The organism is Nocardiopsis dassonvillei (assembly GCF_964273065.1).
In the GTDB taxonomy this organism is placed as follows: Bacteria; Actinomycetota; Actinomycetes; order Streptosporangiales; family Streptosporangiaceae; genus Nocardiopsis; species Nocardiopsis dassonvillei_B.
The window spans coordinates 5705365-5732293 of record NZ_OZ186815.1 but is presented as its reverse complement, the minus strand read 5'-3'; the positions used below and the strand labels follow the sequence as shown (position 1 = coordinate 5732293).

General features: G+C 76.2%; 21 protein-coding genes. 4 read left to right on the top strand and 17 right to left on the bottom strand.

Going from position 1 to position 26929, the window contains the following annotated elements; genetic code table 11:
* Nucleotides 1-84: 84 nt before the first annotated feature.
* Entirely contained in the window at nt 85-1233 is a 1149-nt protein-coding gene (locus ACSUPR_RS25595; protein WP_436887257.1) for a hypothetical protein, read from the top strand.
* On the opposite strand, the gene ACSUPR_RS25590 is transcribed toward ACSUPR_RS25595, so the two are convergent.
* The 8 genes from ACSUPR_RS25590 to ACSUPR_RS25555 form a co-directional block, all read right to left on the bottom strand.
* Nucleotides 1220-3457 carry a TIGR03986 family type III CRISPR-associated RAMP protein gene (locus tag ACSUPR_RS25590; protein WP_436892150.1) on the bottom strand — a complete coding sequence of 746 codons (2238 nt, stop codon included), beginning with the start codon at nt 3455-3457 and terminating at the stop codon, nt 1220-1222. The two genes, ACSUPR_RS25595 and ACSUPR_RS25590, sit on opposite strands and share 14 nt — an antisense overlap.
* Nucleotides 3454-4215 (bottom strand): hypothetical protein, encoded by a 762-nt coding sequence (locus tag ACSUPR_RS25585; RefSeq protein WP_436887256.1) that lies wholly within the window; start codon nt 4213-4215, stop codon nt 3454-3456. The genes ACSUPR_RS25590 and ACSUPR_RS25585 overlap by 4 nt, the downstream gene beginning before the upstream one ends.
* Entirely contained in the window at nt 4212-5819 is a 1608-nt protein-coding gene (locus ACSUPR_RS25580) for an RAMP superfamily CRISPR-associated protein (protein ID WP_436887255.1), read from the bottom strand. Before ACSUPR_RS25580 ends, ACSUPR_RS25585 begins: the two co-directional genes overlap by 4 nt.
* Entirely contained in the window at nt 5816-7621 is a 1806-nt protein-coding gene (locus tag ACSUPR_RS25575; protein WP_436887254.1) for a hypothetical protein, read from the bottom strand. The genes ACSUPR_RS25580 and ACSUPR_RS25575 overlap by 4 nt, the downstream gene beginning before the upstream one ends.
* A complete protein-coding gene (locus ACSUPR_RS25570) occupies nt 7618-8283 on the bottom strand; it encodes a hypothetical protein (RefSeq protein WP_436887253.1) in 666 nt (221 codons plus the stop codon). Before ACSUPR_RS25570 ends, ACSUPR_RS25575 begins: the two co-directional genes overlap by 4 nt.
* Nucleotides 8280-10094, bottom strand: coding sequence for a hypothetical protein (locus ACSUPR_RS25565; RefSeq protein WP_436887252.1), 1815 nt, complete (start codon nt 10092-10094; stop codon nt 8280-8282). The genes ACSUPR_RS25570 and ACSUPR_RS25565 overlap by 4 nt, the downstream gene beginning before the upstream one ends.
* A gap of 903 nt (nt 10095-10997) precedes the next feature.
* Complete coding sequence (gene cas6, locus ACSUPR_RS25560) at nt 10998-11954, bottom strand: CRISPR system precrRNA processing endoribonuclease RAMP protein Cas6 (protein WP_436887251.1); 957 nt, start codon at nt 11952-11954, stop codon at nt 10998-11000.
* Between the two features lie 74 nt (nt 11955-12028).
* The gene (locus tag ACSUPR_RS25555; protein WP_436887250.1) at nt 12029-12559 is read right to left on the bottom strand and encodes a DUF1697 domain-containing protein; all 531 of its coding nucleotides are present in this window, start codon (nt 12557-12559) and stop codon (nt 12029-12031) included.
* Nucleotides 12560-12582: 23 nt separating this feature from the next.
* On the opposite strand from ACSUPR_RS25555, the gene ACSUPR_RS25550 reads away from it, so the two are divergent.
* A complete protein-coding gene (locus ACSUPR_RS25550; RefSeq protein ID WP_436887249.1) occupies nt 12583-13653 on the top strand; it encodes a hypothetical protein in 1071 nt (356 codons plus the stop codon).
* A gap of 24 nt (nt 13654-13677) precedes the next feature.
* Here ACSUPR_RS25550 and ACSUPR_RS25545 read toward each other — a convergent pair whose 3' ends face one another.
* Nucleotides 13678-15438, bottom strand: coding sequence for a solute symporter family protein (locus ACSUPR_RS25545; RefSeq protein ID WP_436887248.1), 1761 nt, complete (start codon nt 15436-15438; stop codon nt 13678-13680).
* Complete coding sequence (locus ACSUPR_RS25540; protein ID WP_436887247.1) at nt 15435-15893, bottom strand: DUF485 domain-containing protein; 459 nt, start codon at nt 15891-15893, stop codon at nt 15435-15437. Before ACSUPR_RS25540 ends, ACSUPR_RS25545 begins: the two co-directional genes overlap by 4 nt.
* A gap of 493 nt (nt 15894-16386) precedes the next feature.
* On the opposite strand from ACSUPR_RS25540, the gene ACSUPR_RS25535 reads away from it, so the two are divergent.
* Complete coding sequence (locus tag ACSUPR_RS25535; RefSeq protein WP_436887246.1) at nt 16387-16644, top strand: hypothetical protein; 258 nt, start codon at nt 16387-16389, stop codon at nt 16642-16644.
* A gap of 168 nt (nt 16645-16812) precedes the next feature.
* On the opposite strand, the gene ACSUPR_RS25530 is transcribed toward ACSUPR_RS25535, so the two are convergent.
* The 6 genes from ACSUPR_RS25530 to hutH form a co-directional block, all read right to left on the bottom strand.
* Nucleotides 16813-17901 carry a GNAT family N-acetyltransferase gene (locus ACSUPR_RS25530; protein ID WP_436887245.1) on the bottom strand — a complete coding sequence of 363 codons (1089 nt, stop codon included), beginning with the start codon at nt 17899-17901 and terminating at the stop codon, nt 16813-16815.
* 268 nt (nt 17902-18169) lie between these two features.
* Entirely contained in the window at nt 18170-19375 is a 1206-nt protein-coding gene (hutI, locus tag ACSUPR_RS25525; RefSeq protein WP_436887244.1) for an imidazolonepropionase, read from the bottom strand.
* Complete coding sequence (locus ACSUPR_RS25520) at nt 19372-20724, bottom strand: formimidoylglutamate deiminase (protein WP_436887243.1); 1353 nt, start codon at nt 20722-20724, stop codon at nt 19372-19374. The genes hutI and ACSUPR_RS25520 overlap by 4 nt, the downstream gene beginning before the upstream one ends.
* Nucleotides 20721-21926 carry an allantoate amidohydrolase gene (locus ACSUPR_RS25515; RefSeq protein ID WP_436892149.1) on the bottom strand — a complete coding sequence of 402 codons (1206 nt, stop codon included), beginning with the start codon at nt 21924-21926 and terminating at the stop codon, nt 20721-20723. The genes ACSUPR_RS25520 and ACSUPR_RS25515 overlap by 4 nt, the downstream gene beginning before the upstream one ends.
* 51 nt (nt 21927-21977) lie before the next feature.
* A complete protein-coding gene (gene hutU / locus ACSUPR_RS25510) occupies nt 21978-23636 on the bottom strand; it encodes a urocanate hydratase (protein ID WP_436887242.1) in 1659 nt (552 codons plus the stop codon).
* A gap of 20 nt (nt 23637-23656) precedes the next feature.
* Nucleotides 23657-25204 (bottom strand): histidine ammonia-lyase, encoded by a 1548-nt coding sequence (hutH, locus tag ACSUPR_RS25505; protein WP_436887241.1) that lies wholly within the window; start codon nt 25202-25204, stop codon nt 23657-23659.
* A 101-nt stretch (nt 25205-25305) separates the two neighbouring features.
* Here hutH and ACSUPR_RS25500 point away from each other — a divergent pair, with 101 nt between their 5' ends.
* Nucleotides 25306-26064, top strand: a complete 759-nt coding sequence (locus tag ACSUPR_RS25500; protein WP_436887240.1) for an IclR family transcriptional regulator — start codon at nt 25306-25308, stop codon at nt 26062-26064.
* Between the two features lie 176 nt (nt 26065-26240).
* Here the strand turns inward: ACSUPR_RS25500 and ACSUPR_RS25495 are convergent, their stop codons facing one another.
* Nucleotides 26241-26924, bottom strand: coding sequence for a hypothetical protein (locus ACSUPR_RS25495; protein WP_436887239.1), 684 nt, complete (start codon nt 26922-26924; stop codon nt 26241-26243).
* Nucleotides 26925-26929: the final 5 nt, after the last annotated feature.

Here is a 26929-nt window from a genome sequence, read left to right as displayed (position 1 = left end):
GACCGAAGGCTCACGTACTCGCACACGCTTCTCCGGAGGGCTGGGGAAGCGACCCGGCCCCGGAACACCCGGGGAGAAGAGTTCGTGAGCACGCACCACTGCTCCGCCTGGGAGCTGTTCGGCTCCGCCGCCTTCCTGCGCGTCTTCACGCGCGTCCTGGGATGCGGACCCTGCTCCGCGGACGGAACCGCGCAGGGCTGCTCGGGCCACTCCGAGCAGTTCGGCGACTACGTCGACCTGTGCGCCGAGCACTGCCCGTGCCCGGAGCACGGCGGCGATCCCGACGGTGTCATCGCCGTGCGCATGGGCCGCGCCGCGCCCGTCGGGGGGGCGGTCGACCGGACCGCCGCGCACCGGCTCCGCGACGCCCTGGACGACGTGCGCCGGGACCGCTCCTACAAGAACCTGCGCCACGTCTACCCGCAGCCGACCGCCGACGGCGGGGTGCGCTGCGCGTTCTCCGAGCGCCCCCGCCGCTGGGCCCAGCGTCGCGACGTCGCCCGGGTGGCCACGGACGTCGTCGAGCAGGAGGCGCTGGCCATGCTCGTGCTCACCGCGGGCTGGGGCAACCCCGCGGCCGACCTGCCCGAGGACATCGCGCCCGGCGAGGCCGTCTCCTTCACCGAGGACGGCAGCGCGGTGCCCGTCGCCGACCTGTACGGCCGCGGCCTGGGCGGGAACAGGGAGGCCCCGATGGTCTCCACCGCCACCGGCGACTACCTCCTGCGCAAGCTCGCCGAGCTGGCCGCCGGCCGCGACGCCGACCCCGGCCGCACCCCCGACCAGCGGCGCCGCCTGCTGCTGCGCCGTCTGCTCCCCGCCCTGAACGGCGAGGACGTCGCCCGCCGGCTCACGGGGGTCCTGGGCCGAATGGCGGTGGACATGCCCACGCACTTCGCCCTGGTCCAACAGGCCCGGGGCCGGGCCCGCAGCGCCCCCTACGCCCCCGTGCCGGACGCCCCCGTGCTCGCGGCCGCGGACGATTCCGAGCGTCGCGAGGTGCTCAGCGAGGAGGAGAAGATGTGGCTGGAGCGGACCGCCCTGGAGCTGTCCGCCCGTGCACAGGAGCGGCGGGCCGCCCTGGAGGCCGACCCCCAGGGCACCCTGGACGCCCTGCTGTGCGCGATCCTGGAGGAGGGCCGGGGTGTACCCGTCCGCTGGGCGGCCGCCCAGGACGACCCGGACCGGCGGGCCGACCTCATCGACGCGCTGACCGAGGTCATCGCCGGGTGAGCAGCCCGGCCGCCGCGTAGCGGTCGACCAACGGCGGCAGGACCGGGTACTCGGCGAACGCGCGCAGCGGCATCACGGCGGTGTCCTCCCAGGGCAGCCGGTGGCGCCAGCGCGCGGCCAGCAGCACGTCCACCGCCTGGTCCGTCTCCCGCCACCGGGACGGGTCCGCGCTCCCGGGGAGCCGGCGTGCCGTCAGCGCCCCGTCGAAGGAATCCAGGAACTCCCGTACCCGCCCGGCGTCCGCGCGCTCCACCCCGGCCGCCGGGTCCGGCGACAGCGCCCGGGCCCGCCGGTCCACCAGGTACAGCCGCGGCCGCAGGTGGACGCTGCCCATGCCCAGCGACTTGCCCATACCGATCTTGTGCGCGTACTCCGGGCCGGCCGCGTCGCCGCCGTCCACGGGGTTGTCCAGCAGCAGGGCCCGCATCAGGGCGCCCAGTTCCCCCCGGGTGAGGTTCGTGAAGGTGATCCGCGACCGGAACACCAGGCCGTCGCGCAGCGGGACGATGTCCCGGCGCGTGTCGGGGGGCGGCCCGTGGTCGCCGCCCGCTTCCAGTACCTCCAGGTCCAGGTCCTCGCGGGCCCGGGCGTCGTAGCGCACCGGAGAGCCCAGCTCGTCGCGGTGGCGGTGCAGGTAGGCCTTGTAGCCGTTGAGCCGCACCTGCCCCTCGTGCGCCCAGGTGATGATGTCCGGACGGCCGCCCCGGGCCGCGTCCGGGCCCTGGAGCAGGTAGTTGGCGAAGCACCCGCGCTGGGGGGAGAGCAGCCGCACGCGAAGCGCCGCCCCGTCGGGGTAGTCGGGTTCGGGGTCGGTGCACACCGCACCGCCGAAGAACACCCGCCCCTTGGAGGCGGGCGCCTCGCCCGCGAAGGTGTCCACGTCCCCGAACAGGGCGCGGCACACGTCCACCGGGCGGCCCGCCCGTTCGGCCCGGTCGGCGTCCCCGTGCTGGGGGCTCAGCAGCGCCTCCGGAACCGCCCTGCGGACGGGGTCGTCGTCGCTGACCGCGATCCGGTAGCCGCCCGAGCGGCCGAAGGACACCACCGACCCCTTGGAGTCCACGTCGAACCAGACCGGTTCCAGGCCCCGGCGGGGCAGCCCGCCGCCCCCGGCGCCGGCGACCTGCTCGCGTTCGGGGTCGCCCTCCCCGGTGCCGAGTCCGTCGGGGAACGCGGCCCGCTGGTACCCGGTGATCTGCTCGGCCGACTCGAACATCTCCACCAGGGAGTCGGGGACGCGCAGCCGACCGGTGCGCAGGTCCGGCGGCCGGGGGAACAGGTAGGCGTTGCGGCGCTCGCCCCCGGCCGCGCCGGTGAGCACCACGAGCGCCTGGACCACCCCGCCCCGGCCCAGGTCGCGGGTGTCGAAGCGGTGCTCGGCCAGGTGGGCGCGGGCCTCCTCCTCGGTCGGTGCGACCGCGGAGACGCGCCGCTCCCCCGGCAGGCGCACCGCGAACACCCAGCGGTACTGCAACCGGCCGTGCTGCTCGTGGGCGGTGGGCACGTAGAGGGTGCCCCGGGGGGTGTCGGGGAAGTCGTCCACCCCGAAGTCCCACCGCTTCATGCTCTCCCGCAGCACCGCGAACGGCACCTTCAGCGCCTGGCCGCTCTCCCCTCCGGGGCGGGCGGCGGGAACCTCGGTGATGTACCAGCGGTTCCGGGAGCGCTCGTGGAACAGGAAGCCCTGCCGGGTGCGCGCCCCCGACCGCCGCCTGCGGTACTGGGAGTGGCGCAGCGCCATCACCGAGCGGACCCGGGGTGACAGGGCGCTGTCGGCCGAGGCGGGGTCGATGCGCACCGGTGCCCGGAAGAACAGCATCGGCGTGTTGACCGGGCCCGTCTCCCCGCTGGTGAGCATGCGCAGGGTGTTGCGCACCAGGCCGCGCAGCCCCGACCCCGGCAGCACCGGCAGCGGGACCTCCCCGTGCGGCAGCCGCAGGGACCGGTTCACCCCGCCCCGGTCCGGGGTCCGGCCCACGAAGGTCGGGGTGAGGGTGGTCAGCGTCAGGTCGATCCACCCCGAATAGGTGCCGCGCACCGTGCGGTCGTGGCTGCGCAGCAGGTCGCCGGTGTCGTGACCGCCGTGCAGGTCGGCGGCGGGCATCGGTTCCGCGGCCATGCGGACGGCACCGTAGGGGGCGGTGGCGCGCTCGGGCGCCTTCGGCCCGGCGGGGCGGGGGCGCGCGGCGCCGCCCAGCCGGGACGCCACGTCGCGGGGGTTCACCACGGCGGCCCCCCGGCGGGTTCGTCGCCGGTGCCCGGGTCGAACACCGGGCCGGTGGGCTTGGGTCCGGTGCACACCCCGGTCAGCCGGTGGAAGGCCACCCCCACGGTCCCGGTCCCGGGGTCCTGTGCCCAGTACTCGCGAACGGTGAGCCAGCTTCCCGTCCCCTCCACGACCGCGCCGCCGCCCCGGGTGCGGCGCACCCGCGCGGAGAAGTCGGCCCAGACCACCGGCAGGACCGCCCGCGCCCCGGAGGGTTCGGCGGTCACGGTCAGCGGCACCCCCTCGCCCGGGGAGCGCCCGTGCCCGGGCCCGGTCCAGCCCTGGAGCAGGAAGGAGCGGTCGCGCGGGCGCAGCCAGGGGGACACCTCGCCGGGGGCGTCGGCGCTGATCCACCCGGAGCGGGCGCCCTCGCCGATCCGGATCTGGGCGTGGGCGGCGAACACCAGGACCTCCAGGACGCGCACCCGGTCGGCGGCGGTGACCGGCGGCCGCGCCGACAGGTCGGCGGTGTCGGACCCGTCCGAGCGGTACCAGCGCTCCCGCGGACAGGCGCCGGTGACGCGGCCGTCGCCGAGCTCGGCCAGCAGCCACTGGGGGGCGCCCGCGGCACCGCCCGGATCGGGCGGGCCGGGCGGGCCGGTGTCGAGCAGGCGGCACCGGGTGCCGCGCACGAAGACGTCGTCGAAGACCGCGTCGATCTCCGCGGCGTCCAGACGGCGCACGGCCACCCCCGCCGGCTCGAAACCCTCGGTCACGGTCCTCCTCCTTCCCTCCGGGGCGTACCGCCCCCCGTCCCGGGGCCGCCGGAGAGCAGGGGGCGCAGGGCCGCCACCCACTCCCGGACGGCGGCCGCGTCCGGACCGCCGGGCGAGAACACCGCCGCGACCAGGTCGACCCGCCGCGGCGGGCCCCCGCCGTGGGCCACCAGTTCCGCGCCGACCGCGCTCACCCGGCCGTGGCCCACCCCAGACCCGGACCCCAGGGTGTCGAAGGGCACCGTCGCCAGGTCGCGGACCACGAGCGCGCACAGGCCGAGGACCGCGTCGTCGGGGTCCTCGATGTCGAACACCGCCTCGGCGGTCCCCCCGCACTGGAGGTCGTCGGTGAACAGGTGGCCGTCCACCGCGTCCCCGAACAGGGGGTCCACGGTCATCCGGGTGGCGGTCACCACCGCCCCGCCGGTGATCACCGGCACCTCGCGCAGCCGAACCCGGGAGGGGCGGGGCGGAGCGCCCCTCCCCGGGGTGTCGGCGCCCCACCAGTGGTCGAACCAGTCCCACGGCCCCGGACCGCCCGGCGCCGGGGCGGCGTCCCGCAGCGTCCGCGCCGCGATCCGCTTCACCAGTGCGAACAGGGCGGTGTCGCCGAGTACCGGCGCGACACGCACCTCGCCCTTGTCCGGTTCGTCGACCACGGGGCGCGACCGGTGGGCCCGGTCCACCTCGCCGAGCCGGTCGCCGGCCGGCGTGTCCCCGACCGAGAGCAGGCCGGGCCGCAGGTCCCCCGGCGGTGCCGACAGCGGGTCCTCGCGCTCGGCCACCGCCAGGGTCAGGCGCAGCTCGGCCCGCCGGCGGCGGTCGGGGACGGCGGCGCGCGCCGCCACGTGGGCGGCCGTCCCGGTGCGGCCCGCGGCGCGCAGTTCCCGGCCCAGCGCGTCCGCCAGGTCGGCGGGTGCGTCGGCCAGGGCGTCCTCGCCCGCCCGCCACCGCTCCCGCCAGGACACTCCGTGGTGGGCGAACCAGTCGTGCTCGTCCCCCAGGTCCAGGCGCCGGGCGGCCCAGTGCGTGGCGCGCACCGCCCCGTGCCCGCGGCCGGTGCGCCCGCCCAGCCGGGCGCCGGGCCCGCCGATCCCCTCGGCGGCCAGCGCCAGCAGGGTCAGCAGCCGGGCCTCGTCGGCCGGTGCGGGTACCCGCAGCCGCAGGTGGACGACGAACACCGTGCCCGCCGGGAGCACCTCCCACTGCCACAGCAGGCCCGGCCGGACCGTCCCGGCGGCGGGGTCCACCCGGGTCCCGGTGCGCACCGCCACCCCGAAGCCCTCGGGGAGGCGGGCGAACGCGTCGTCGGCCTCCAGCGCGCTGTCGCGCGGTGCCGCTCCCCCGTCCTCGGCGGCGCCGAACAGCTCGCCGACCCGCCCGGGGTCGCCCACCCGCCGGGCCAGGGCGTGCCGCAGCAGCCCGGCCAGGGTGGTGGCGCGCAGCCGGGGCGTGCCGGTGCGCGGGTCCCGGTCCAGGCGCAGGTCCACATCGCTCTGGGCGGCGTGCCGGGGCACCGCCTGGGCGGCGCCGACATGGGTGTCGGAAAGCAGGCACCAGCGTCCGGCGACCTCCCACAGCACCCCGGGTGCGACGGCGTTCACCGGCGTCCCCCCTGCGTGTGCGCCGCGTCGCGGGTGCGCAGCACCCGGGCGGTCTCGGCCAGCCACGAGGAGACCAGTGCCAGGCACAGCCGGGAGGCCGTCCGGCGCTCCCAGTCCCGGGCCCGTTCCGAGAGGCCGGCCGGGTCGTCCCGCGGCGGCAGCCCGTCGGCCAGGGAGAGGTCCACGGCGGCGATCGCCGCCGCGTAGGCGGGGCTGTGGGCGTGCCGGGGGCGGTTGGCCTCCCACCAGTCGACCGCGGCCGCTCCCCCGCCGACCCCGGACAGCCATCCGCGCACCGGGACCGGGGGGCCGCCGGGCGGTACCACCCGGGCCCGGGCCAGCGCCCGCACGGCCCGTTCGTGCAGGCTCTTGGGCGCGCCGCCGCCGGAGGGGCCGCCGGTGACGACCCCCGCCAGCACGTCCAGGGCGGTGTCCTCGTCGTGGTGCGGGTGGGTGACCGCCTCCCGCAGCCGCCCCACCAGGCTGGGGGTGAGGGGTTCCAGGCGGCGGGCGGACCGGCGGGCCAGCATCCGGGCGTGGTCGCGGACGGGACCCGCGGCGGCGTTCCACAGCAGTTCGTCGTACAGGGCGGCCAGGCCCGGGTCGTCCCAGTCCAGGGGCCCGCGTGCGGGGACGGTGCCCCCGCCGGGCAGGGCGACCGTCCCGGCGGACCCGCCCACCAGGGGCACCGTCTCGACGGCGGGCGGCAGCGGACCCGGCGGGGGCGGGTCCAGCAGCACGAACTGGCCGTGGCCGTCGACCGAGCGGTCGCCCAGCGGCTCGGCCTCGATCCTGCGGACCAGGTCGGCGGGCAGGTCGCGGTCCAGCCGCAGCCGTACCACCGCCCCCGGTGCGGCGGCCCGCCGCTGGGCCATCGGCCCGTGGTAGCCGCGGTGGTAGGCGCCGACCACGGTCGACTCCACGTGGGAGGCGACCACCCGGGCACCGGCCCCGGGCAGGTGCCGTCCCAGGAGCGCCAGGACCTCCCCGACCAGGGCGCCGGGGGCGTACTGGCCGTGGGCGCCCACCACCAGCGCGGGGGACAGCAGCAGCAGGTCGACGGGCTCACCCGCCGCCCAGGCGCGCCGCCCCGCCGGGTCGGCACGGTCCGGGGACACCGGGGTGTGCGGATCGACCGGGGCCACGCGCACCCCGCCGTGGGCCCGGGTGCCGCCCGACCCCAGGGTGAGGGTCCCCCGTGCGGCGTCCAGCACCTCGACGATCCGCCCGGCCAGCTCCGCGAGCCCGGCGGGGTCGTCGGCCAGCAGCTGCCAGCGCGCCTCGAAGACCTGGCCCGAGTCCAGGGCCGTGGTGAAGAACGGCACCCCCCGGTCGGGGTCCCCGCCGCGCGCCCGCCCCAGGTAGCGCTCGGTGGTGGTGCGCACCCGCGCCCGCAGCGACCGGTCCAGGGTGATGGGGTCGCGCACCGCCCGGTAGGGCACGGACGGGTCGGGGCCGGCGAAGACGTCCGCCATCGTGTCGCTGTTCTTGCCCAGGGTGTACAGGTGCGCGGGCGGGGGGTAGGCCGTCCGGGCCCGGTCCAGGTCCGGCAGGTCGGGGTCGGCCCCCGGCTCCAGCCTGGGGTGGGCGGCGGCGAACCGGACACGGCCGCCGTCGGCCACCCACTCCCGCTCCTCCCGGTCCAGTCCGGCCCGGCGCAGGGCCGCGGCGAGCATCCCGCGCTGGGCCCGGCCGCCGATGACGTGCTCGGAGTCGATGCGCAGCGGGTCGAAGGAGGTGCGCACCACCAGGGTGTCCGCCAGGACGTAGCGCAGCGGCAGGTAGCCGCTCACCCCGTTCACCGCGCCACCCGTGCGGGCGGGGCCGCCAGCCGCAGGGTCAGCGCGTCCGGGTCCCCGTCCGGCGTTCCGGCCAGGCGTACGTCGACCCGGCCCCGGCCCCGCGTGCCCTTGAGTCCGATCCCGGTGGTGGCCAGGCAGGCGCGGGCCAGCAGCCGCCAGTGCTCGGGCCCCGGTTCCTGCGCCCAGGTCAGCGCCGAGGTCAGGACCAGTCCGGGCAGCAGCGCCCTGTGGGTGCGCAGCCGCCCGGGTTCGGCGGCCCCGTGCGGGCCCACCTCGATCCCCGTCTCCAGCACGGTGTGGGCATCGGTGACCGCGCGCCGGAGCACCGCCCGCGCCGACTCCGACCGGCCCGCCAGCGCCCGGGCGACCGCCGTGCGCACCGCCTCCCCGGCGACGGCGTGCCCCACCCGCAGCATGCGGTCGGGGCCGTGCGAGCGGCCGCGGCCGAACACCTCGCCCACCGTGCCCTCCAGGCCCGGGGAGACCGCCAGGGCCCGCTGCGCGCCCGCGCGCAGCCGCGCCGCCAGCCGGTGGCGCGGCAGGTAGGGCAGCCCGTGGTCGTCGGTGACCACGTCGGTGTCGGCACCGGTCCCGTCGGCGCTGGCCCCCACGAACAGGGCGGGCGAGGCCAGCCGCACGACGATGCGGTCGGGTGCGCTCACCGGGGACCACCCCCGGGACCGCCGCGGGCCGCCGAGAGTCGGGGGTCCAGGGCGCGGGACAGCCCCGGGTCCAGGTACAGGTCCATCATCTCGACGGCGTCGAGCAGGCCCGCGGGCGTCCAGTCCCGGGGCAGGTCCACCGGGCCCCCGGTGACCCGGGCCCGCCGGGTGATCTCCGGGGCCGGGTCGGCACCCGACTCCAGCAGCGGCACCAGGGACGAGATCAGCCAGCCCCGCCGCCGTGCGTCGCCCTCGGCGGTCAGGCTCCCCGGCGCCTCCGGGTCCAGGTACCGGTCCAGGAAGCCGGTGAACCCGGTGCCGGTCAGCGGCAGGCCGGTGCGCGGCACCCGGCCGCGCCGGGCCGCCTCCCACCGCGCGAGCACCCGGTCCACCCCGTCCACCCGGGTCGTCCACGCCACCACGTGCTCGTCGGGGGAACCGCCCTCCACCGCCGCCACCCGGTGCCGCTTGGCGGTGCGGCACATCGCCTCGCACAGCTCGTGGCCCAGCGACAGGGGGGCGCCCACCGGCTGTACCGCGACGCCCACCCCCACGGTCGGCACGAACGTGGTGTACGCCTGCCCTCCCGGGCCCGCCACGGTGCGGCCGCCGCCGGGCCGGTCGCCGTGCGCGGCGGCCAGCGCGCCGTGCAGGGCCGCGCGGGGGTCGGCCGGATCGCCCACCCCCTCCGGGTCCGCGTCCAGCCACTCCAGGGCGTACCGGACCAGGGGCAGGGCCAGCCGCGCGTCGCACAGGACGGTGAGGTCGTCCCCGGCCACCACGATCGGCCGCACCGGGAGCCGGACCGTCCCCGGGGGCTCGTGGTCCAGGGTGATCGAGCGCGTCCCGCCCGGGATGACCGGCTCCCGGCCCGGGTCGGCGCGCACCGTCGCCGCCACCGCCCGCACCAGCACCCGCGCCAGGGCCCCGGTCAGGTCCTCGATGCGCTGCGACAGCCGTCGCTGCGCCAGGGCGCCGGAGCCGGGCACGCGCCGGTCGCCCGCCCGCTCCCGGTACTCGCCCAGGATCGCCCCGAGCCCGTTGACGTCCAGGTGCACCACCGCGATCCGGCTGACACCGCCCGGTTCCCGGCCCAGCCGGTCCACCTCCATCGGCAGCGCCAGCCGCGGCGAACCGGTGGCGGTGGCGGCGCCGGAACCCCAGGCGGCGCTGTGCGCCCGGTGCCAGCGGCGGCCGATCCCCCGGGCCCGCGCCACATCGGCGCTCACCCGTTCGGGGACACCGGGACGGTCGTCCTGGTCTCGGCTGGGGTCGAGCACCTCGGCCGGGCCTCCGCCCACGGCGCACACCGCGGTGATCCCGTACCCGTGGGCGGGGTCGTGCAGGGTGGACATGTGGCCGCGCGCCCTGCGCAGCCGGTCCGGCAGCAGCGCCAGCGCCTCGTCCACGTCGCGGGCCCGCGCCGGCTCCTCCGCGGGATCAGGCGGGCCGTAGGGGACGTGCGCCACCACCGGGGTGAGGTCTCCCGCGCGCTCGCGCAGCAGCCGGGTGTAGAGGGCGGTGAAGTGCCGGGCCGCCGCGGCGTCGGGCAGCACCACGGTGAGCGCCCCGCCCGCGTCGCGCAGCACCGTGCAGTCGTCCGGGACCAGGGCGGCGATCCCCCGCACCGGGTCGGAGGTGTCGGTGAGCTCCGCGACCAGCGCGGCCCGGCCCACCGCGTCCAGGATCCGCCGCCCGCTGTAGACGTACGCCTGGATACCGCGCAGGTCCACGCCGACCAGCACACCGCGCGCCGGCGGCGCGCCGGGCACGCCGACGGCGGACCGGTGCTGCTCGGAGGCGGAGGTCACCGTGTCGAGACTCCTCGTCGCGGGGCAGGGCGTGGACAGGGCGTGGGCCCGTGGGGGCGGGGCCCCGTCCACCACTCTCGGACGGTGGGCCCCACCGACGGCCACGGGCCACAACCCTTACCAGCCGGAAGGGATCGGAGCATACCCGGGGGGAGCGGGTCGGCCCGAACCGGCCACCCCTGGAACGGCACGGACTCGTCACTCTCCGTGCCTGTCCGAGAGGGTTCCATGCACGAACCGCCCACGGCACGGAGGTTCCCCGGTGTCCACGCACACACCCGAGACGGTCGCCCCGCACGAACCCGGACCGGGCGTCCCGCCCGTCACCCACCACCACCCCCAAAGGACACCTCCGGCGCAGACCGGCCCGCCCGTCACCCACCACCACCCCCAAAGGACACCTCCGGCGCAGACCGGCCCGCCCGTCACCCACCACCACCCCCAAAGGACGCCTCCGGCGCAGACCGGCCCGCCCGTCACCCACCACCACCCCCAAAGGACACCTCCGGCGCAGACCGGCCCGCCCGTCACCCACCACCACCCTCAAAGGACGCCTCCGGCGCAGACCGGTTTTTTTGCGTCGGCGGCGCTCACCCCGCAGGAGCTGGTACCGCACCTGCGCGACCTCGCCCGCTCCCTGCGCGAGCGGGCCGCCGAGCGCCGCTCCCGCTGAACCGGGCGCCGTCGCCGAACGCCCCGGAACGCTCCGACCCGAGCCGTTCCGCCCCGGCTCCCCGGCCCCACCCCGCCGGGATCCGTAAGGCGACGCATCCCGCCGCATCCCGGCGGTGACGACGGTCGGCCCCGCGCCCCCGACCCCGCGCGCGTGAACGGACGGCCGCCCCGCCTCCGGACCCGCCCGTCGCCGGCCCCCGACGGACCCCTCCGGCGCGGCAGCCCCCGTCAGTCGAAGAGCAGTCCGTCGAACTCCTCCGGCCCGGCCAGGGCCGCCGGTGTCTCGCGCGGGAGCGGCCCGGACCGCGCGGGCAGGCCCGGGGGAGCGCGGCGGATCCGCTGGGCCGCGGCCCCGGCGGCCGCGGCGTCCCTGGTCACCGTGTCCACCAGCACCGACCCGAAGCCCTGCGCGGTGTACTTGCCCACCCCGGTCAGCTCCACCAGTTCGAGCAGCGCGGTGAAGACCTCGGCGTGCCTGCGGTCCCCGCCGACCAGCTCCAGGCGCAGCGCACCCTGCCAGCCCAGGACCGTGCGCCCCTCGGCCTGGTGGTGCTCGGCCAGCCGCACCTCCTCGCCGGGCACCGGAAGGCGGCGCACCAGGTCCAGGCCCTCGAACGCCGACTCCAGCCAGGGGCCGGCCAGGGCGGGCGGCGCGAACCGGGCGACCGCGCCCATCGCCCCGCTGCCGCCGACGATCCCGCCGCCGGAGCGGTGCACGGCGCCGAAGATCCGGCGCGGGCCCGGCCACACGTGCGGGATCCGCTCACCCGCGGCGTCCCGGGTCGCGGTGACCACGGGGGTGCGGCTGCGCAGCTCGGCCGAACGCACCGGCACCGGCCCCTGCGGTCCGGCCAGGAGTTCGCCGTAACCGCGGTCGAAGGTCGGTGTCACCGAGAGGGGCTCGAGCAGGTGGTCGCCGATCCGCTGGGTCCGGCCCACCGCCTCCTCCGGGGGCAGGGGCGGCGGCACCGCGTCGTCCAGCCAGGTCAGCGTCCAGTGGTACAGCCGGTCGCCGAGCGGGGCGGGCCAGCCGTTCATCGCCCACCGCTTGGCCATCGCGTGTTCTTCGGGGGGGTGCGGCCACCACCGGTTGAGCAGCCCGTGGCAGTCCTCGGGGCGGATCGGGCGCGCCGTGTCGGCCTGGTCTCGCAGGATCACGGTCCATCGTCTCGGCACCGGCACCACCGTCCCTTCGAGGTTCGCGCCGTGGACTTCTCTCGGACGGATGTTCCCTCCCGGACGAGTGTTCCGGCCAGGGGTCAGACCCCGGCCATGTCCGCGAGCCTCAGCACCGTCCGCCAGTTGCGCCCGGTGACGAACCCGTCGGTGTGCCGGGCCACCACGTCGGGGAGCCGTGCGAAGCGCAGGCCCTCCTCGTGCGCGGTGTAGGCCTCGGTCGCGGTCACCGCGATGCGCTCGCGCGGGTACTCCGCCGGGTCCAGGCCGGACAGCGCAGCGGTGTCCAGCGTCCCGGAGCAGAACAGGACGAGGAAGCGGGAGGCGTCGCCGACCTCCAGCGGGTTGGCCGCCACCGCCGCCGCGAATTCCCCGGCTGTGCGCGCCAGCACCGGCACCTGCGCTCCGAACCGCTCGCGCAGCCCCGCCGACACCGCCGCCGCGAGCGCCTCCGGCCCCTCCTCGCCCGAGGTCACCACGGCGTTGCCGCTCTGCAGGTGGGTGGCGACGTCCCGGTACCCCAGGTCCGCGAGCAGGCTCCGGAGGTCGGCCATCGCGATCCGGTTGCTCCTGCCGACGTTGATCCCCCGCAGCAACACCACATAGACGCTCATACGGACCATTCTGCCGACCGGCGGTGACGGTCGAACCCGTACGCTGGTGGACGCCGCGCTGCCGCACCGACCCCGGAGACGCCGTGACCCGCCTGCGCCACACGTTCGACCTCGCCCCCGCCGACCGGGAGACCGTGGACCGGATCGTCGCGGGCCTGTACGAGGTGGCCGCGGCCTGCCGGTTCGACGGCCGCGGCTGGCTGCTGCCGCCCGACGAGGAGGCCCTGGCTCCGCTCGTCGCGCGCGCGGGCGAACTCGGACTGATCGACGTGCGGGAGCGGGCCGGACGGCTGGCCGAGCGGGAGGCGGCCGTCACCGAGCTGCGTGAGGGCTCGCCCGACCCCGAGCGGCGGGAGGTGCTCGAGATCCTCGCCTCCCGGCTGGGGCTCCAGCTCCAGACCGGCCGCCACCTCCAGGAGCGCGCCCACTACCTGGTCGCCGAGCTCTCCCCCGACGGGGTCCCCATCGAACCCGGCGACGACGAGTCCAAGGGGTGGAGCAGCACCGGCGTCACCGTCACCTCCTGGGATCCCTGGGGCCGGGCCGCCGTGGAGTACGCCATGCCCGACACGGTCGGAACCGGCGACGCACCGGTGACCTGGGGGTCGGTGTCCCACGACGGGGCGGCCGGAACCCTGGACTGGACCCTGGAGATGCGGCTGCCCGGCCGGGGCGCCCGGCTGCGTTCGGCCTCGGCCGTCCTGCACCTGGACCTGGACGCCTGGTACGCGGCGCTGCACAACGGACCGGTGCCGCCGGTGCACCTGACCGCCACCCACGCCATGGTCCGGGTGGAGGGGTGGGCGACGCCCGTGCTCACCCCGCAGGGCCGCTGGTCGGTGGAGGCCGTCCTGGACGTGCGCGGCCGGGGCCTGTACAAGCCGTTCGTGGCGGCGGCCCTGTGGGCCACCCGGACCTCCTTCCGCAGGCGGGACGCCCGCCTGCGGAAGGAGGGCGGCGGCGAGCCGACCGTGGCCGACCGGCTGGAGCAGGCCGCCCGGGCCTGGGACGCAGCGGTGCGCTCGGCCCCGGAGATCCCGGACCTGCTGGCCGAGCTGGCCCGGATCATGTCGCAGGCCCGGCGGGGCGGCTGATCCCGCCGCCCGGAGCGTCGGCTCTCAGTCCTGGTCGGCGCCCCAGCCGGTGAGGGAGCGCACCCGCAGCTCGGTGAACCGGGCGCTGTTGCGCTCGGGCGAGAGCAGGCTGCCCACCACCGCGCAGGCGAAGCCGACGGGCACCGCCAGCAGCGCCGGGTTCTCCATGGGGAAGAAGCCGATGTCGATCCAGGCCGGCAGCACCGACAGGTTCTCTCCGGTGACCGGGTCGGTCCTGCCCGACATCACCGGGGAGAACAGCATGAGCAGCAGCGTCGCCGACAGCCCGCCGTAGATGCCCCACTCGACGCCCCTGGTGTTGAACCGGCGCCAGAACATGGTGAGCACGATGACCGGCAGGTTGGCCGCGGCCGCGATGGCGAAGGCCAGGCCCACCAGGAACGCCACGTTCTGCCCCTGGGCCTGTACGGCCAGCACGATGGCCACCGCGCCGATCAGGCAGGCGGAGAACCGGGCCACCGCCACCTCCTGCGACTCGCGCGGGCGACCCCACATGAGGATGTGCCCGAACAGGTCGTGGGCGATGGAGGAGGACGAGGCGAGGGTGAGGCTGGCGATGACCGCCAGGATGGTGGCCAGCGCCACCGCCGAGATCAGCGCGAGCAGCACCGCGGCGCCGACCGGCCCGGCGGTGAGCCGGCCCAGCTCCTCGGCGAGCATCGGCACCGCGCTGTTGCCGGAGGGGTCCATCGCCAGGATGCGCTCGGAGCCCACCAGCGCGGCGGCTCCGAAACCCAGGGCGAGCGTCATCAGGTAGAAGGCCCCGACCATGACGATGGTGCGGTTGACCGAGGCGCGCGCCGAGCGCCCGTCGGGCACCGTGTAGAAGCGGATGAGGATGTGCGGCAGGGCGACCGTGCCCAGCACCAGGGCCAGACCCAGGCTGATCAGGTCGAGCTTGTTGAACAGCGTGGCCGCGGCGTCCCCCGGTACGTCCACCCCCAGGCGCAGTCCCGGCTCCAGGAACGCCGTCCCGTGGCCGCCGGCGTCCGCGGCCGCGCCGAGCAGGGCGCGCGGGTCGAACGAGAACATCGCCAGGACCAGCACGGTGAGCAGGCCGGTGGCGCCCAGCAGGACGACCGCCTTGATGATCTGCAGCCAGGTGGCGGCCTTCATCCCGCCGTACATGACGTAGACGATCATCAGCACGCCGACCAGCACGATCGCCACGGTGCGGGCCTGGGCGGCGTCCACGCCCAGGAAGGTGCCGCCGTCGTGCAGCCCGAGCAGGACCGACACCAGCGCTCCGGCGCCGACCATCTGGGCCACCAGGTAGAACACGCACACGGTGACGGTGGAGACCGTGCAGGCCAGCCGCACCCGCATCCGGCGCATCCGGAACGCGGGCAGGTCGGCCATGGTGAAGCGGCCGGTGTTGCGCATCAGCTGGGCCATCGGCAGCACCAGCAGCCACGCCACCAGGAAGCCGATGGAGTACAGGAACCCGTCGTAGCCCTGGAGGGCGATCATTCCGGCGATGCCCAGGAACGAGGCCGCGGACAGGTAGTCGCCGGTCAGCGCCAGCCCGTTCTGGGTGCTGGAGAAGCCGCGCCCGCCCGCGTAGAAGTCGACGGCGCCCCGGGTGGTGCGCCGGGCCCGGATGGTGATCGCCAGGGTGACCAGGACGAACAGGGCGCACAGGCCGATGGTCCAGGCGTGCGCGACGCCGAACCGGCCCTCCAGTGCGGTGGACGCGGCGAGGACGTGGGCGGCGCCGCCCCCCGTGGCGGCGCCGATCACGCCCGTCGCGGCGGCCACGGTCATCGGTCCACCGCCGTTCCGCCGGCTCCGGGCCGCGGGCCGGCGCCCTCGGCGGCCCGGGACCGGACCTGCTCGGCCAGGGGGTCGATCGACCGCGCGGAGGAACGGCCGAACGCCCAGGCGAGCACGAAGGTGACCAGGAACTGTCCTATTCCCATGAGCAGGGCGACATTGACGGAATCGACGATCTGCACACTCATGAAATCGCGTGCGAAAGCCGACAGCAGCAGATAGGACATGTAACTGCCGAAGAAGGCGGCGACCAGCAGGCCCGCCCGAACCGCGAATCTCCTTCGTAGTTTCACGAAGTCCGGATCGACGGACACGCGTTCGCAGGCGTGTGCGATATCGGCCTGGGCGCGCCGCCGCGCGGCCGCCGACCTGCCCGGGGACGGCCGGGGACCGGACTCCGGCTCCGGCACGCGCCTTCTGTAGGCGCCCTCCATGTAATCGACCACGGCCCTCCCCCTGAATTCACCTTCTTCCGGGCACCGCTCCCCCGCGGACCCCGTACCGCTCGGCGCGCCCGCCGCGGCGGGGGCGCGCGCCCCCGCACCGCACCGCGGGCCCTCCCCCCGTTTCCGGGCGGTACGGGGAACACCCTAGCCACGGCTCCCGGACCGTGTTCGCCAAATACACAAATCGGCTGGAGAAAAACGACGCCGCCCACTCCGGGAACGGACGAAGAAGAAGTGACGGCAACAGTCGGTGTGAAATCGGCGCGCACCGCGCGACCCGGATCACGGGGCCGTCGGGAGGCCGGGAAGGACCTGTTCGGCCGGTACGCCCGCGAGCCGTCGGGCCGCAACGGTCCCCGGTCTTCGCTAGGCTTCGGGGCGACCCCGAACCCTTGCACGGCGAACCCGGTGAACATCCGGTCGTTTCGTTCGTACAGGTGTATGATCAGGGGGTCCTGCACTGTTCACGCGATACCGAAGGGAAATCCCCGCCGTGGTCACCGAGGTCTTCACGCGCAAGTACTGCGATCCCCACGCCGTCCGCGAGGAGAAGGTCGAGGCGACTGAGGTCATCCAGTTCGCCTGGGAGGGCACCGTCCGCGAGGTCGACGCCTGCGCCGACTGCTTCAAGGAGCACGAGGCCCGCTTCGAGCCGCTCGCCGACTACTCGCGCCCCGTCAAGAAGCGCCGCGCCACCAAGAAGTCCGCCGGGTCCGCGGACACCGCGAGCGCCGCCGAGAGCGACGACTAGAACCCGCGCCCGGTCCGGCACCGCCCGCGACCGCCGCGCACCCGAGCACTCCTCCCCGAGGGACGAGGGCTCCCGTGCCCCAGGAGACGGCCTCGACGCGTCGAGCACGAACGGGGGCCGGCGACACCCCGGTGCCCGTCGGCCCCCGTTCCCCGTTCTCCCCGGGGATCAGCCGCGGCCCATGAGCCGGGCCAGGCGGCCCTCGCGCTCACCGGCGGAGCCGCCCTGGACCGCCTCGGCGACCGGGAGGCGGGCCTGCACGTACGATCCCCCCTGCACCCGCACCGCGGCGCCGAAGCGGCGCATGATCCGCAGCATCGGGGTGTTGGACAGCGTCGTCTCCGCGCGCACCTCGGCCAGCCCCCAGTCGGCGGCGACGACGGTCAGCGCCCGGGCCAGCGCGGTGCCCACGCCGCGCCCCTGCCAGGCGTCCTCCACCAGGAACGCGATCTCCCCGACCCCCGGGTCCAGGGTGTACATGAGGTGGCCCAGGGCCACCGGCGCCTCCCGGTCCTGGGGCCGGACCGCCAGGGTCAGCCCGCGGTCCGGATCGCAGAACACCCGGAGCATCTGCGGGGTCGGCTCCCTCATCCCCGCCATGTAGCGCCCCCGCACCGTCTCGGGCGCGCAGCGGTGGTGCAGGTCCACCACGGCGGGCGCGTCCGCCTCGCGCACCTGGCGCAGCGACAGCGGCACCCCCTCGCCGGTGCGCACGACCCGGTCGGTGGGCACCGGACCCGCGGAGGGCATCACCGAGCGCACCAGGGCGTCGGCGCGGCTGGACTCCGTCCAGGTGAAGGGGCGCGACGCGCGGCGCACCAGCACCCCGCGCAGCGGTCCGACCGGCACCAGCATCGACGTGCCCGGCCCCGGCTCGTCGGAGCCCTCGGCCCGGGTCAGGTTGGTCCAACGGGCCTCGTCGGCCGCCAGGAGCTCGGCGAGCGCGGCGGGCAGCCGGTTGGGGTGGGCGCGCAGCCGCGCGGTGAGCAGCAGCGCCCGCGTCACGTCGTCGCCGACCTCGCGCCGGTGGGCCGGGACCGCCGTCACCGTCCCGGTGGGGCAGTGCTCCTGGAGAGCGCGCAGCACGGGGCCCGGATCACCGGGGACGTCCACCACGAACTCGTCCACCACGCCCGAGACGTCGGTGTGGATCGACAGCCCCACGATGTTCCCGCCGCGGCCCGCGAGGGCGTCGACGAGTCCCGCCAGACCGCCGGGCCGGTCCTCGACCGCGGTCCTGATACGCCACAGGCCCACTGCGCCCCCTGGAGAGAAGATGCACCCGCCGCCGCGGGACGACGCTGTCGCCGCGGCGGCGGGACGCGCACCGACGTGATCCCAGAGTGGGGTGGGGAGGTTTCCGGCACGTTAGGCGCCCGTTGAGTTCTCCGTCCGCTGTGCCCGCCCCGGCCCGTGCGAGGGCGCACGGGGAACGGTGACCTTCGGCCGCCACGCCCGCCTCCCCGCCCCCGGACGTTCGCTCCGGACCTGCGGAACCCCGTGGGCGCCCCCGCCGACCGTGCCCTCAGGGGCGCCCGTGGGCGAGGACGCCGTCCTTCCACACCGCCGCGACCTGGGGGACGCCCGGCCGGTAGGCGAGGTAGAGGTGGTTGGGGGCGTCCAGCAGCACCAAGTCGGCGCGGGCCCCCGGGGACAGCCGGCCCACGTCGGTGCGGCGCAGCGCCAGCGCCCCGCCCGCGGTGGCCGCCCACACCGCCTCGTCCGGGGTCATCCCCATGTCGCGCACCGCGACCGCGATGCAGAACGCCAGGCTGGAGGTGAAGCACGACCCCGGGTTGCAGTCGCTGGCCAGGGCCACGACCGCGCCCGCGTCGATGAGCGCCCGGGCGTCCGGATAGCTCTGCCGGGTGGAGAAGTCCACCCCCGGCAGCAGGGTCGCCACCGTGGGCTCGGGACGCTTCGCCGCCTGCGCCAGGGCGTCGACGTCCTCGGCCGACAGGTAGGTGCAGTGGTCCACCGACGCCGCGCCGACCTCCACGGCCAGCCGCACCCCCGGCCCCCGGCCCAGCTGGTTGCCGTGCACCCGGGGCAGCAGCCCGCGCTCCCTCCCGGCGGCCAGCACCCGGCGCGACGCCTCCTCGTCGAACGCGCCGCGCTCGCAGAACACGTCGATCCACCGCGCGTACGGGGCGCACGCGTCCATCATGGGGCCGGTGACCAGGTCCACGTACCCCTGCGGGTCGTCGGCGTACTCGGGGGCCACCACGTGCGCCCCCAGGAAGGTGACCTCGTCGGTCACCCGGCCGGCCACCGCCAGGGAGCGCGCCTCGTCGGCGACGGTCAGCCCGTACCCGGACTTGACCTCCAGGGTGGTCGTGCCCTGGGCGCGCGCCTCGGCGGCGAACCCGCGCGCCCGGGCCAGCAGCTCGGCGTCCGAGGCCGCCCGGGTGGCCGCCACGGTGGTGCGGATGCCCCCCGCGGAGTAGGGGGTCCCGCTCATCCGGGCGGCGAACTCCCGGCTGCGGTCCCCCGCGAACACGATGTGGGAGTGGGAGTCGACGAACCCGGGGATGACGCACCGCCCCGCGGCGTCCACCCGCGCGTCGGCCGCCGGGGCCCGGCCCCGCGGCCCCGCCCAGGCCACCGCCCCGTCCTCGATGACCAGGGCGGCGTCCTCGACGGCGCCGACCCGGCCCTCCCCCAGCCCGGGGTCGTTGGTGACCAGGGTCGCGATGTCGTCGATGAGGATGCTCACGGGCACGTCGTTCACTCGAGGATCTCCTTGATCACCGTGTCGAGGTCGCGGGCGAGGTCGGGCATCCGGGTGTGGACGCCGTCGCGGACGGTCCAGCGGCCGTCGGCCATCACATGCCGCACGTCGCAGGCGTCGGCGGCGAACACCACCGCGTCCGTCCCGCGCGCCGGGTCGGCCCCGGCCAGCCGCACCCCCTCAAGGGGCACGTTGACCAGGTCGGCGCGGGCCCCGGGGGCCAGCGAGCCCGCGTCGGCCCAGCCCAGGGAGTCGTGGGCGGTGGCGGCGCGCAGCAGGTCGCCCGCGCCCAGGGTGCCCCGCCGGTGGGTGCGCAGCCGCTCGTGCAGCTCCACGGCGCGCGCCTCCTCGAACATGTCGATCCGGGCGTGCTGGTCGCTGCCCAGGCTCAGCCTGCGGACGTCCAGGTCGCCGGTGCGGGGCAGGCCGTCGGCCAGGTCGCGTTCGGTGGTGGGGCACAGGCACACCACCGAACGGGCGCCGCGGATCGCGGCGACGTCGCCGTCGGTGAGGTGGGTGGCGTGCACCAGGCTCGTGCCCTCCCCCAGCAGCCCGGCGTCGGCGAGCACCGCGGTGGGAGTGCGGCCGTGGGCGGCCAGGCACACCGTGTTCTCGGCCGGCTGCTCCGACAGGTGGGCGTGCAGCGGACCGCCCACGCCCGCGGCGGCGGCCGCCACCTCGGGCAGCTCCGCCACGGGGACGGCGCGCACCGAATGGGCGGCCGTGCCCAGCAGCACGTGGCCGGGCAGCGGCCCGAACGAGCGGACCCGCTCGGCCCACCCCGCCGCGTCGCCGTCACCGAAGCGCGCCTGCGGCCCGGCCAGCGGCCGGTACGACCCGTCCGGTTCCAGCCCGCCCGCCAGGTAGCACACGTCGAGCAGGGTCAGCCGCACCCCGGCGTCGGCGGCCGCCGCCACCAGCGCCCGCCCCATCTCGTTGGGGTCGGCGTAGCGGACCCCGCCCGGGGCGTGGTGCAGGTAGTGGAACTCGCCCACGCACGTCACCCCGGCCAGGGCCATCTCCGCGTAGACCGCCCGGGCCAGGCGCAGGTAGGAGTCCGGGTCGAGCCGGTCGGCCACCCGGTACATCACCTCGCGCCAGGTCCAGAACGAGCCGCCGCCCGCGTGGGTGCGCCCGCGCAGCGCCCGGTGGAAGGCGTGCGAGTGCGCGTCGGCCAGCCCCGGCAGGGTCACCCCGGGCAGCACCTCCGCGTCGGCGGGGGCCTCGGTCCCGGCCGTGACCGAGGTGAACCGGCCGTCGGCGGCCTCCAGCAGCACCCCCGGCTCGGGGGTCCCGTCGGCGGACCCGGTCCAGGCCCACTCGCACCACACCCGGGTCGGGGCGCTCATCGCACGGCCTCCCCGGTGAGCAGGTCGGCCAGCACGTCGGCCAGGGCGGCCACCCCGGCGTGGCAGTCCTGCGGGCGCGCCCACTCGTGCGGGGAGTGCGACACGCCCGTGGGGTTGCGCACGTACAGCATCGCGGTGGGCACGTGGGCGGCCAGCACCCCGGCGTCGTGCCCGGCTCCGGTGGGCAGCACCGGCACCGCCGGCCCGCCGCCGGCGAGCACCGCGCCGAGCCGGTCGCGCAGTGCTTCGGTGAAGGACACCAGCGGGGTGCGGGACTCGGCGGTCACCGCCACCCCGACCCCGTGCTCGCGGGCGGTGCGCTCGGCGGTCTCGCGCACGCCGGCCACGACGGCCTCCAGCACGGCCTCGTCGGCGGCCCGCGCGTCCAGCCAGGCGTTGACCAGCGAGGGGATCGCGTTGGTGCCGTTGGGGTCGACCCGGACCTTGGCGACGGTGGCGCGGGCACCGTGTCCGGCCGCCACCGCCCGCGCCGCCAGGACGGTGTGCGCGAACGGCAGCATGGGGTCGCCGCGGTCCTCCAGCCGGGTGGTCCCGGCGTGGTCGGCGCGACCGGTGAAGTCCAGCCGCCACCGCCCGTGCGGCCAGATGGAGGAGCCCACCCCCACCGCGTGCGGGGTGTCCTCCAGCGCACGGCCCTGCTCCACGTGCAGCTCGACGAACACGCCGAGCAGCCCCAGCGTCGCGGGGTCGGGGCCGATGCCCGCCGGGTCCAGCCCGGCCCGCTCCATCGCCGCCGCCCAGGTCGTCCCGTCGGCGTCGGTGAGGCCCAGGGCCCGCTCCGGGGAGATCTCGCCGGTGCTCAGCCGGCTGCCCAGGCAGGGGACGCCGAACCGGCCGCCCTCCTCCTCCACGAACACCACCACGGCCAGCGGCCGTGCCGGGCGCACCCCGCGCCGGCGCAGTTCGTCAACCGCGGCCAGCGCGCCGACCACCCCCAGCGGGCCGTCGAAGGCCCCGCCCGAGGGCACCGAGTCCAGGTGCGAGCCGGTTGCGACGGCCCCCGGCCCGGGGGTCCCCCACCAGGCCCACAGGTTGCCGTTGCGGTCGGTCCGCACGTCCAGCCCGCGGGCCTTCGCCTCCTGGACGAACCAGGCCCGGGCGTCGGTGTCGGCCCCCTCCCAGCTGAACCGGCGGTACCCGCCGTCGGCGCCCCGGCCCACCGGGGCCAGGTCCGCCCACATCCGATCGAACGCCCCCGCGTCGGGGACCGTGCCGTTGCCCGCCACCGGAACCTACTCCCCCTCGCGCATGGGAACGCGGATGCCGTGGGCCCCGGCGACCCGCTCGGCCTCCTCGTAGCCGGCGTCCACGTGGCGGATCACACCCATGGCCGGGTCGTTGGTGAGCACCCGCTCCAGCTTGGCCGCGGCCAGATCGGTGCCGTCGGCGACGCTGACCTGCCCGGCGTGGACGGACCGGCCCATGCCCACGCCGCCGCCGTGGTGGATGGACACCCAGGAGGCGCCCGAGGCGGTGTTGACCAGCGCGTTCAGCAGCGGCCAGTCGGCGATGGCGTCCGAGCCGTCCTTCATGCCCTCGGTCTCCCGGTAGGGGGAGGCCACCGAGCCGGTGTCCAGGTGGTCCCGGCCGATCGCCAGCGGAGCGGAGATCTCCCCGGCCGCCACCAGCTCGTTGAAGCGCTGCCCGGCCGCGGCGCGCTCGCCCTGGCCCAGCCAGCAGATGCGGGCGGGCAGGCCCTGGAACGCCACCCGCTCCCCGGCCATGCGGATCCAGCGGGCCAGGTGCTCGTTCTCGGGGAACAGGTCCAGGACCGCCCGGTCGGTGCGCGCGATGTCGGCGGGGTCGCCCGACAGCGCCGCCCACCGGAACGGACCCCTGCCCTCGCAGAACAGCGGCCGGATGTAGGCGGGCACGAACCCGGGGAAGTCGAACGCGCGGGTGAACCCGCCCGCGCGGGCCTCGTCGCGGATGGAGTTGCCGTAGTCGAACACCTCGGCGCCCGCGTCCAGGAAACCGACCATCGCCTCCACGTGCGCGGCCATCGACTCGCGGGCCCGCAGCGTGAACTCCTCGGGCTTGGCCGCGGCCAGGCCCTTCCAGTCCTCGAACGCCACTCCGGCGGGGAGGTAGGCCAGCGGGTCGTGGGCGGAGGTCTGGTCGGTGACGATGTCGACGGGCGCCCCGCGCGAGAGCAGCTCGGGGAACACCTCGGCGGCGTTGCCCAGCACGCCGACGGACAGCGGGCGGCGGGCGTCGCGGGCGGCCACGGCCAGCTCCAGGGCGTGGTCCAGGCTCTCGGCACGCACGTCCAGGTAGCGGTGCTCGATGCGGCGGTCGATGCGGCTGGAGTCGCACTCCACCACGATCGCCACACCGTCGTTCATGGTCACCGCGAGCGGTTGGGCGCCGCCCATGCCGCCCAGTCCGGCGGTCAGGGTGATGGTCCCGGCCAGCGTTCCGTCGAAGCGCTTGGCGGCCACCGCCGCGAACGTCTCGTAGGTGCCCTGGAGGATGCCCTGGGTTCCGATGTAGATCCACGAACCGGCGGTCATCTGCCCGTACATGGTCAGGCCCTGGGCCTCCAGGCGGCGGAACTCCGGCCAGTTCGCCCAGTCGCCCACCAGGTTGGAGTTGGCGATGAGGACCCGGGGCGCCCACTCGTGGGTGCGCATGATGCCGACCGGGCGGCCGGACTGCACCAGCAGGGTCTCGTCGCCCTCCAGGTCGCGCAGGGACGCGGTGATGCGGTCGAAGCTGCGCCAGTCGCGGGCGGCCTTGCCGGTGCCGCCGTAGACCACCAGCTCCTCGGGGTGCTCGGCGACCTCGGGGTCGAGGTTGTTGTGGAACATGCGCAGGGCGGCCTCCTGCTGCCAGCCCTTGGCCGACAGGGTGGTGCCGCGGGCGGCGCGGACGGTGCGCGGGGTGCTCATTGCGGTGTCCTCCAGGGGGTCTACTGCAGCGGGGCGACGGAAGCGGCGGCCTCGAGGACCGAGCCGTCGGTGATGAGGTCGGCGACCCGGGCGATCTCGGGTGCCAGGTGGCGGTCGGGGCCGGGGCCCGAGACGTGCTCGCGCAGGGTGCGTACGACGGCGCCGGTGGCCGGACCGGGCTCCAGCGGCGAGCGCAGGTCCAGGGCGCGGGCGGCGGTCAGCAGCTCCACCGCCAGCACGCCGGTCAGGCCGTCGACGGCGCGGCGCAGCTTGCGGGCGGCCGACCAGCCCATGGACACGTGGTCCTCCTGCATCGCCGAGCTCGGGATGGAGTCGACGCTGGCGGGCACCGCCAGGCGCTTGAGCTCGGAGACGATGGCGGCCTGGGTGTACTGGGCGATCATGTGGCCGGAGTCGACGCCGGGGTCGTCGGCCAGGAACGCGGGCAGCCCGTGGGAGCGCGACACGTCGAGCATGCGGTCGGTGCGCCGCTCCGCGATGGAGGCCACGTCGGCGACGGCGATGGCCAGGAAGTCGAGCACGTACGCCACCGGAGCGCCGTGGAAGTTGCCGTTGGACTCCACCCGGCCGTCGTCGAGCACCACCGGGTTGTCGATGATGCTGTCCAGTTCCCGGCCGGCGACGGTCAGCGCGTGGGCGAGGGTGTCGCGGGCGGCGCCGGCGACCTGGGGGGCGCAGCGCAGCGAGTAGGCGTCCTGGACCCGGTTGCAGTCGGGGCCCCGGTGGGAGGCGACGATCGGCGAGTCGGCGAGCAGGGCGCGCAGGTTGGCGGCGGAGGCGGCCTGCCCGGGGTGGGGGCGCAGCCGCTGGAGGTCCTGTGCGAACACCCGGTCGGTGCCCAGCAGGGCCTCCACGCTCATGGCTGCGGTGATGTCGGCGACCTTGAGCAGCCGCTCCAGGTCCATGCAGGCCAGGACCAGCATGCCGAGCATGCCGTCGGTGCCGTTGATGAGCGCCAGGCCCTCCTTGGCGCCCAGTTCGACCGGCGCGATCCCGGCCTCGTGCAGGGCGGTGTAGGCGGGCTTGAGCTCTCCGGCGGCGTCGCGCACCTCTCCCTCGCCCATCAGGGCCAGCGCGACGTGGGACAGCGGGGCCAGGTCGCCCGAGCAGCCCAGGCTGCCGTACTCGTGCACGACGGGGGTGATCCCGGCGTTGAGCAGGGCGGCCAGGGTCTCGACGGTGGCGACCTCCACCCCGGTGTTGCCCGAGGCCAGGGTGCGCAGGCGCAGCAGCATCAGCGCGCGCACCACCTCGCGCTCCACCTCGGGCCCGGCGCCCGCGGCGTGGGAGCGGATGAGCGAGCGCTGCAGCCGGGCCCGCAGGTCGGGGGCGATGTGGCGGGTGGCCAGGGCGCCGAACCCGGTGCTGACACCGTAGGCGGGGACCTCCCCGCGGGCCAGGGTCTCGACCCGCTCGCGGCCGTGCCGGACGGCCTTGCGGGTCTCCTCGGTGAGGGTGACGTGGGCGCCGTGGCGGGCGACGGCCAGGACTTGGGCCGGGGTGAGCGGGGCGCCGCCGACGGCGACGGGAGCAACTGCTGTGGACATGCCACCATTCGACACCCCGGGCCACCCCGGTCACAGGCCCGACACGGTCATTGTGTCTGACATATCGGACAACCGCCCCGAGGCCGTGGGAGACTGGGGGTATGAGCATCGTGCCGGCGGCGACCCGCGCCCTGCGGCTGCTGCGGTTCCTGGCGACGCGTTCGGGGCCGGTGTCGGCGGCGGCGGTCGCGGCCGAGCTGGGCATCCCGCGCTCCAGCGTCTACCAGCTCCTGGAGGCGATGGCCGAGGAGGGCTTCGTGACCCACCTGCCGGAGGAGCGGCGGTGGGGGCTGGGCGTGGCCGCCTTCGAGATCGGTTCGGCCTACCTGCGCCACGACGGCATGGAACGGCTGGCCCGGCCGCTGCTGGTCCGCCTCACCGAGAGCACCGGTGCCACCTCCCACCTGGGGGTGCTGCACGGCGCCGACACCCTCTACCTGCTCAAGGAGCAGCCGCCGCACGCGCCGTCCCTGATCACCGGGGTGGGGGTGCGCCTGCCCGCCCACCTGACCGCGTCCGGGCGGGCCATGCTGGCCCTGCTGCCGCGCGCCCAGGTGCGCGCCCTGTACCCCGGGCAGGCGGCGTTCACCGACCGCACCGGGCGCGGCCCGGCCGCCCCCGCCGAGCTGCGGCGGCTGCTGGCCGAGGAGGCGCGGCAGGGCTGGTCCATGGAGGACGGCCAGGTGACGGAGGGGTTCGTGTCGGTGGCCGCCGCGGCGCTGGACCACAACGGCCGCCCGGCCGCGGCGATCAGCCTGACCGTGCCCAGCGCCCGCCCGGTCACCCCGCAGGCGCTGGCCGGGCGCGTGCGCGACGCGGCCGCCGAGCTGACCCGCAGGCTCGGCGGCCGCACCGGCTAGGGTCTGTTTTTCAAGTGCCGTCCTGTTCCGCGGGGGTGTGTGAGGCGCCGGCGGGGTTCGGCAGGCCCGGAGGGGATGTCCGGGGAACGAGGACGTTCCCGTAGGGCCGAGGGTTCCCGCCTTCCGGGGGCGCCGAACGCGAACCGGAGCGGAGCGGAGGTTCGAAAAAACACGGCCTAGGCCGCCTTGGGGCGTACCCGCTGGACGATCTCGGGGAAGGGCGCCGTGCGCTCGATCATGGTCAGGATCTTCTCTTTGAGGTCCTTGGGGACCTGGACGTAGAACTGGGTGGCCGCGTCCGGGTCCTTCTCCAGGCCCAGGGCGCCGGCGTCCTCGGCCCAGGAGGGCAGTTCGGGGTCGGTGCGGTGGGTGTCCAGCGCGAACTCGATGAAGTAGGTGGTCCGGTGGGCCACCACGGTCTCCTCGCGGATGCGCCGGATCTCCGGCCAGGCGATGAAGGTGCCCTCTCCCGGGAACCACCACTTGCGCTCCTGGAGCACCGTGACGCCGTCGCTGTCGGCGCTGATCCCCTGGCGGGTGATCCGCTGGGGCAGTCCGCGCAGGACGAACACGTTGCTCACCGGGCCGATGAACATCATCGTCAGCGAGGCCGAGACCCACAGGGCCACCGATCCGACCGTCGTCTCGTCGTTGAGCACGTGCAGGAAGGTGGAGACCAGGACGACGAGGAAGCCGGCCGTCAGGGTGGCCGAGAAGTAGCCCACGGCGATCCACATCCGGGCGTTGGGCCCGCGCAGGCTGACGTACCTGCGCAGGTGGGAGACTCCGGCGGGCGGATGGGTCAGGTCCGAGGGGACGCCCCGTGTCACAGGGACGTCCGAGGGGTCGGGGGAAGCCATGGGTC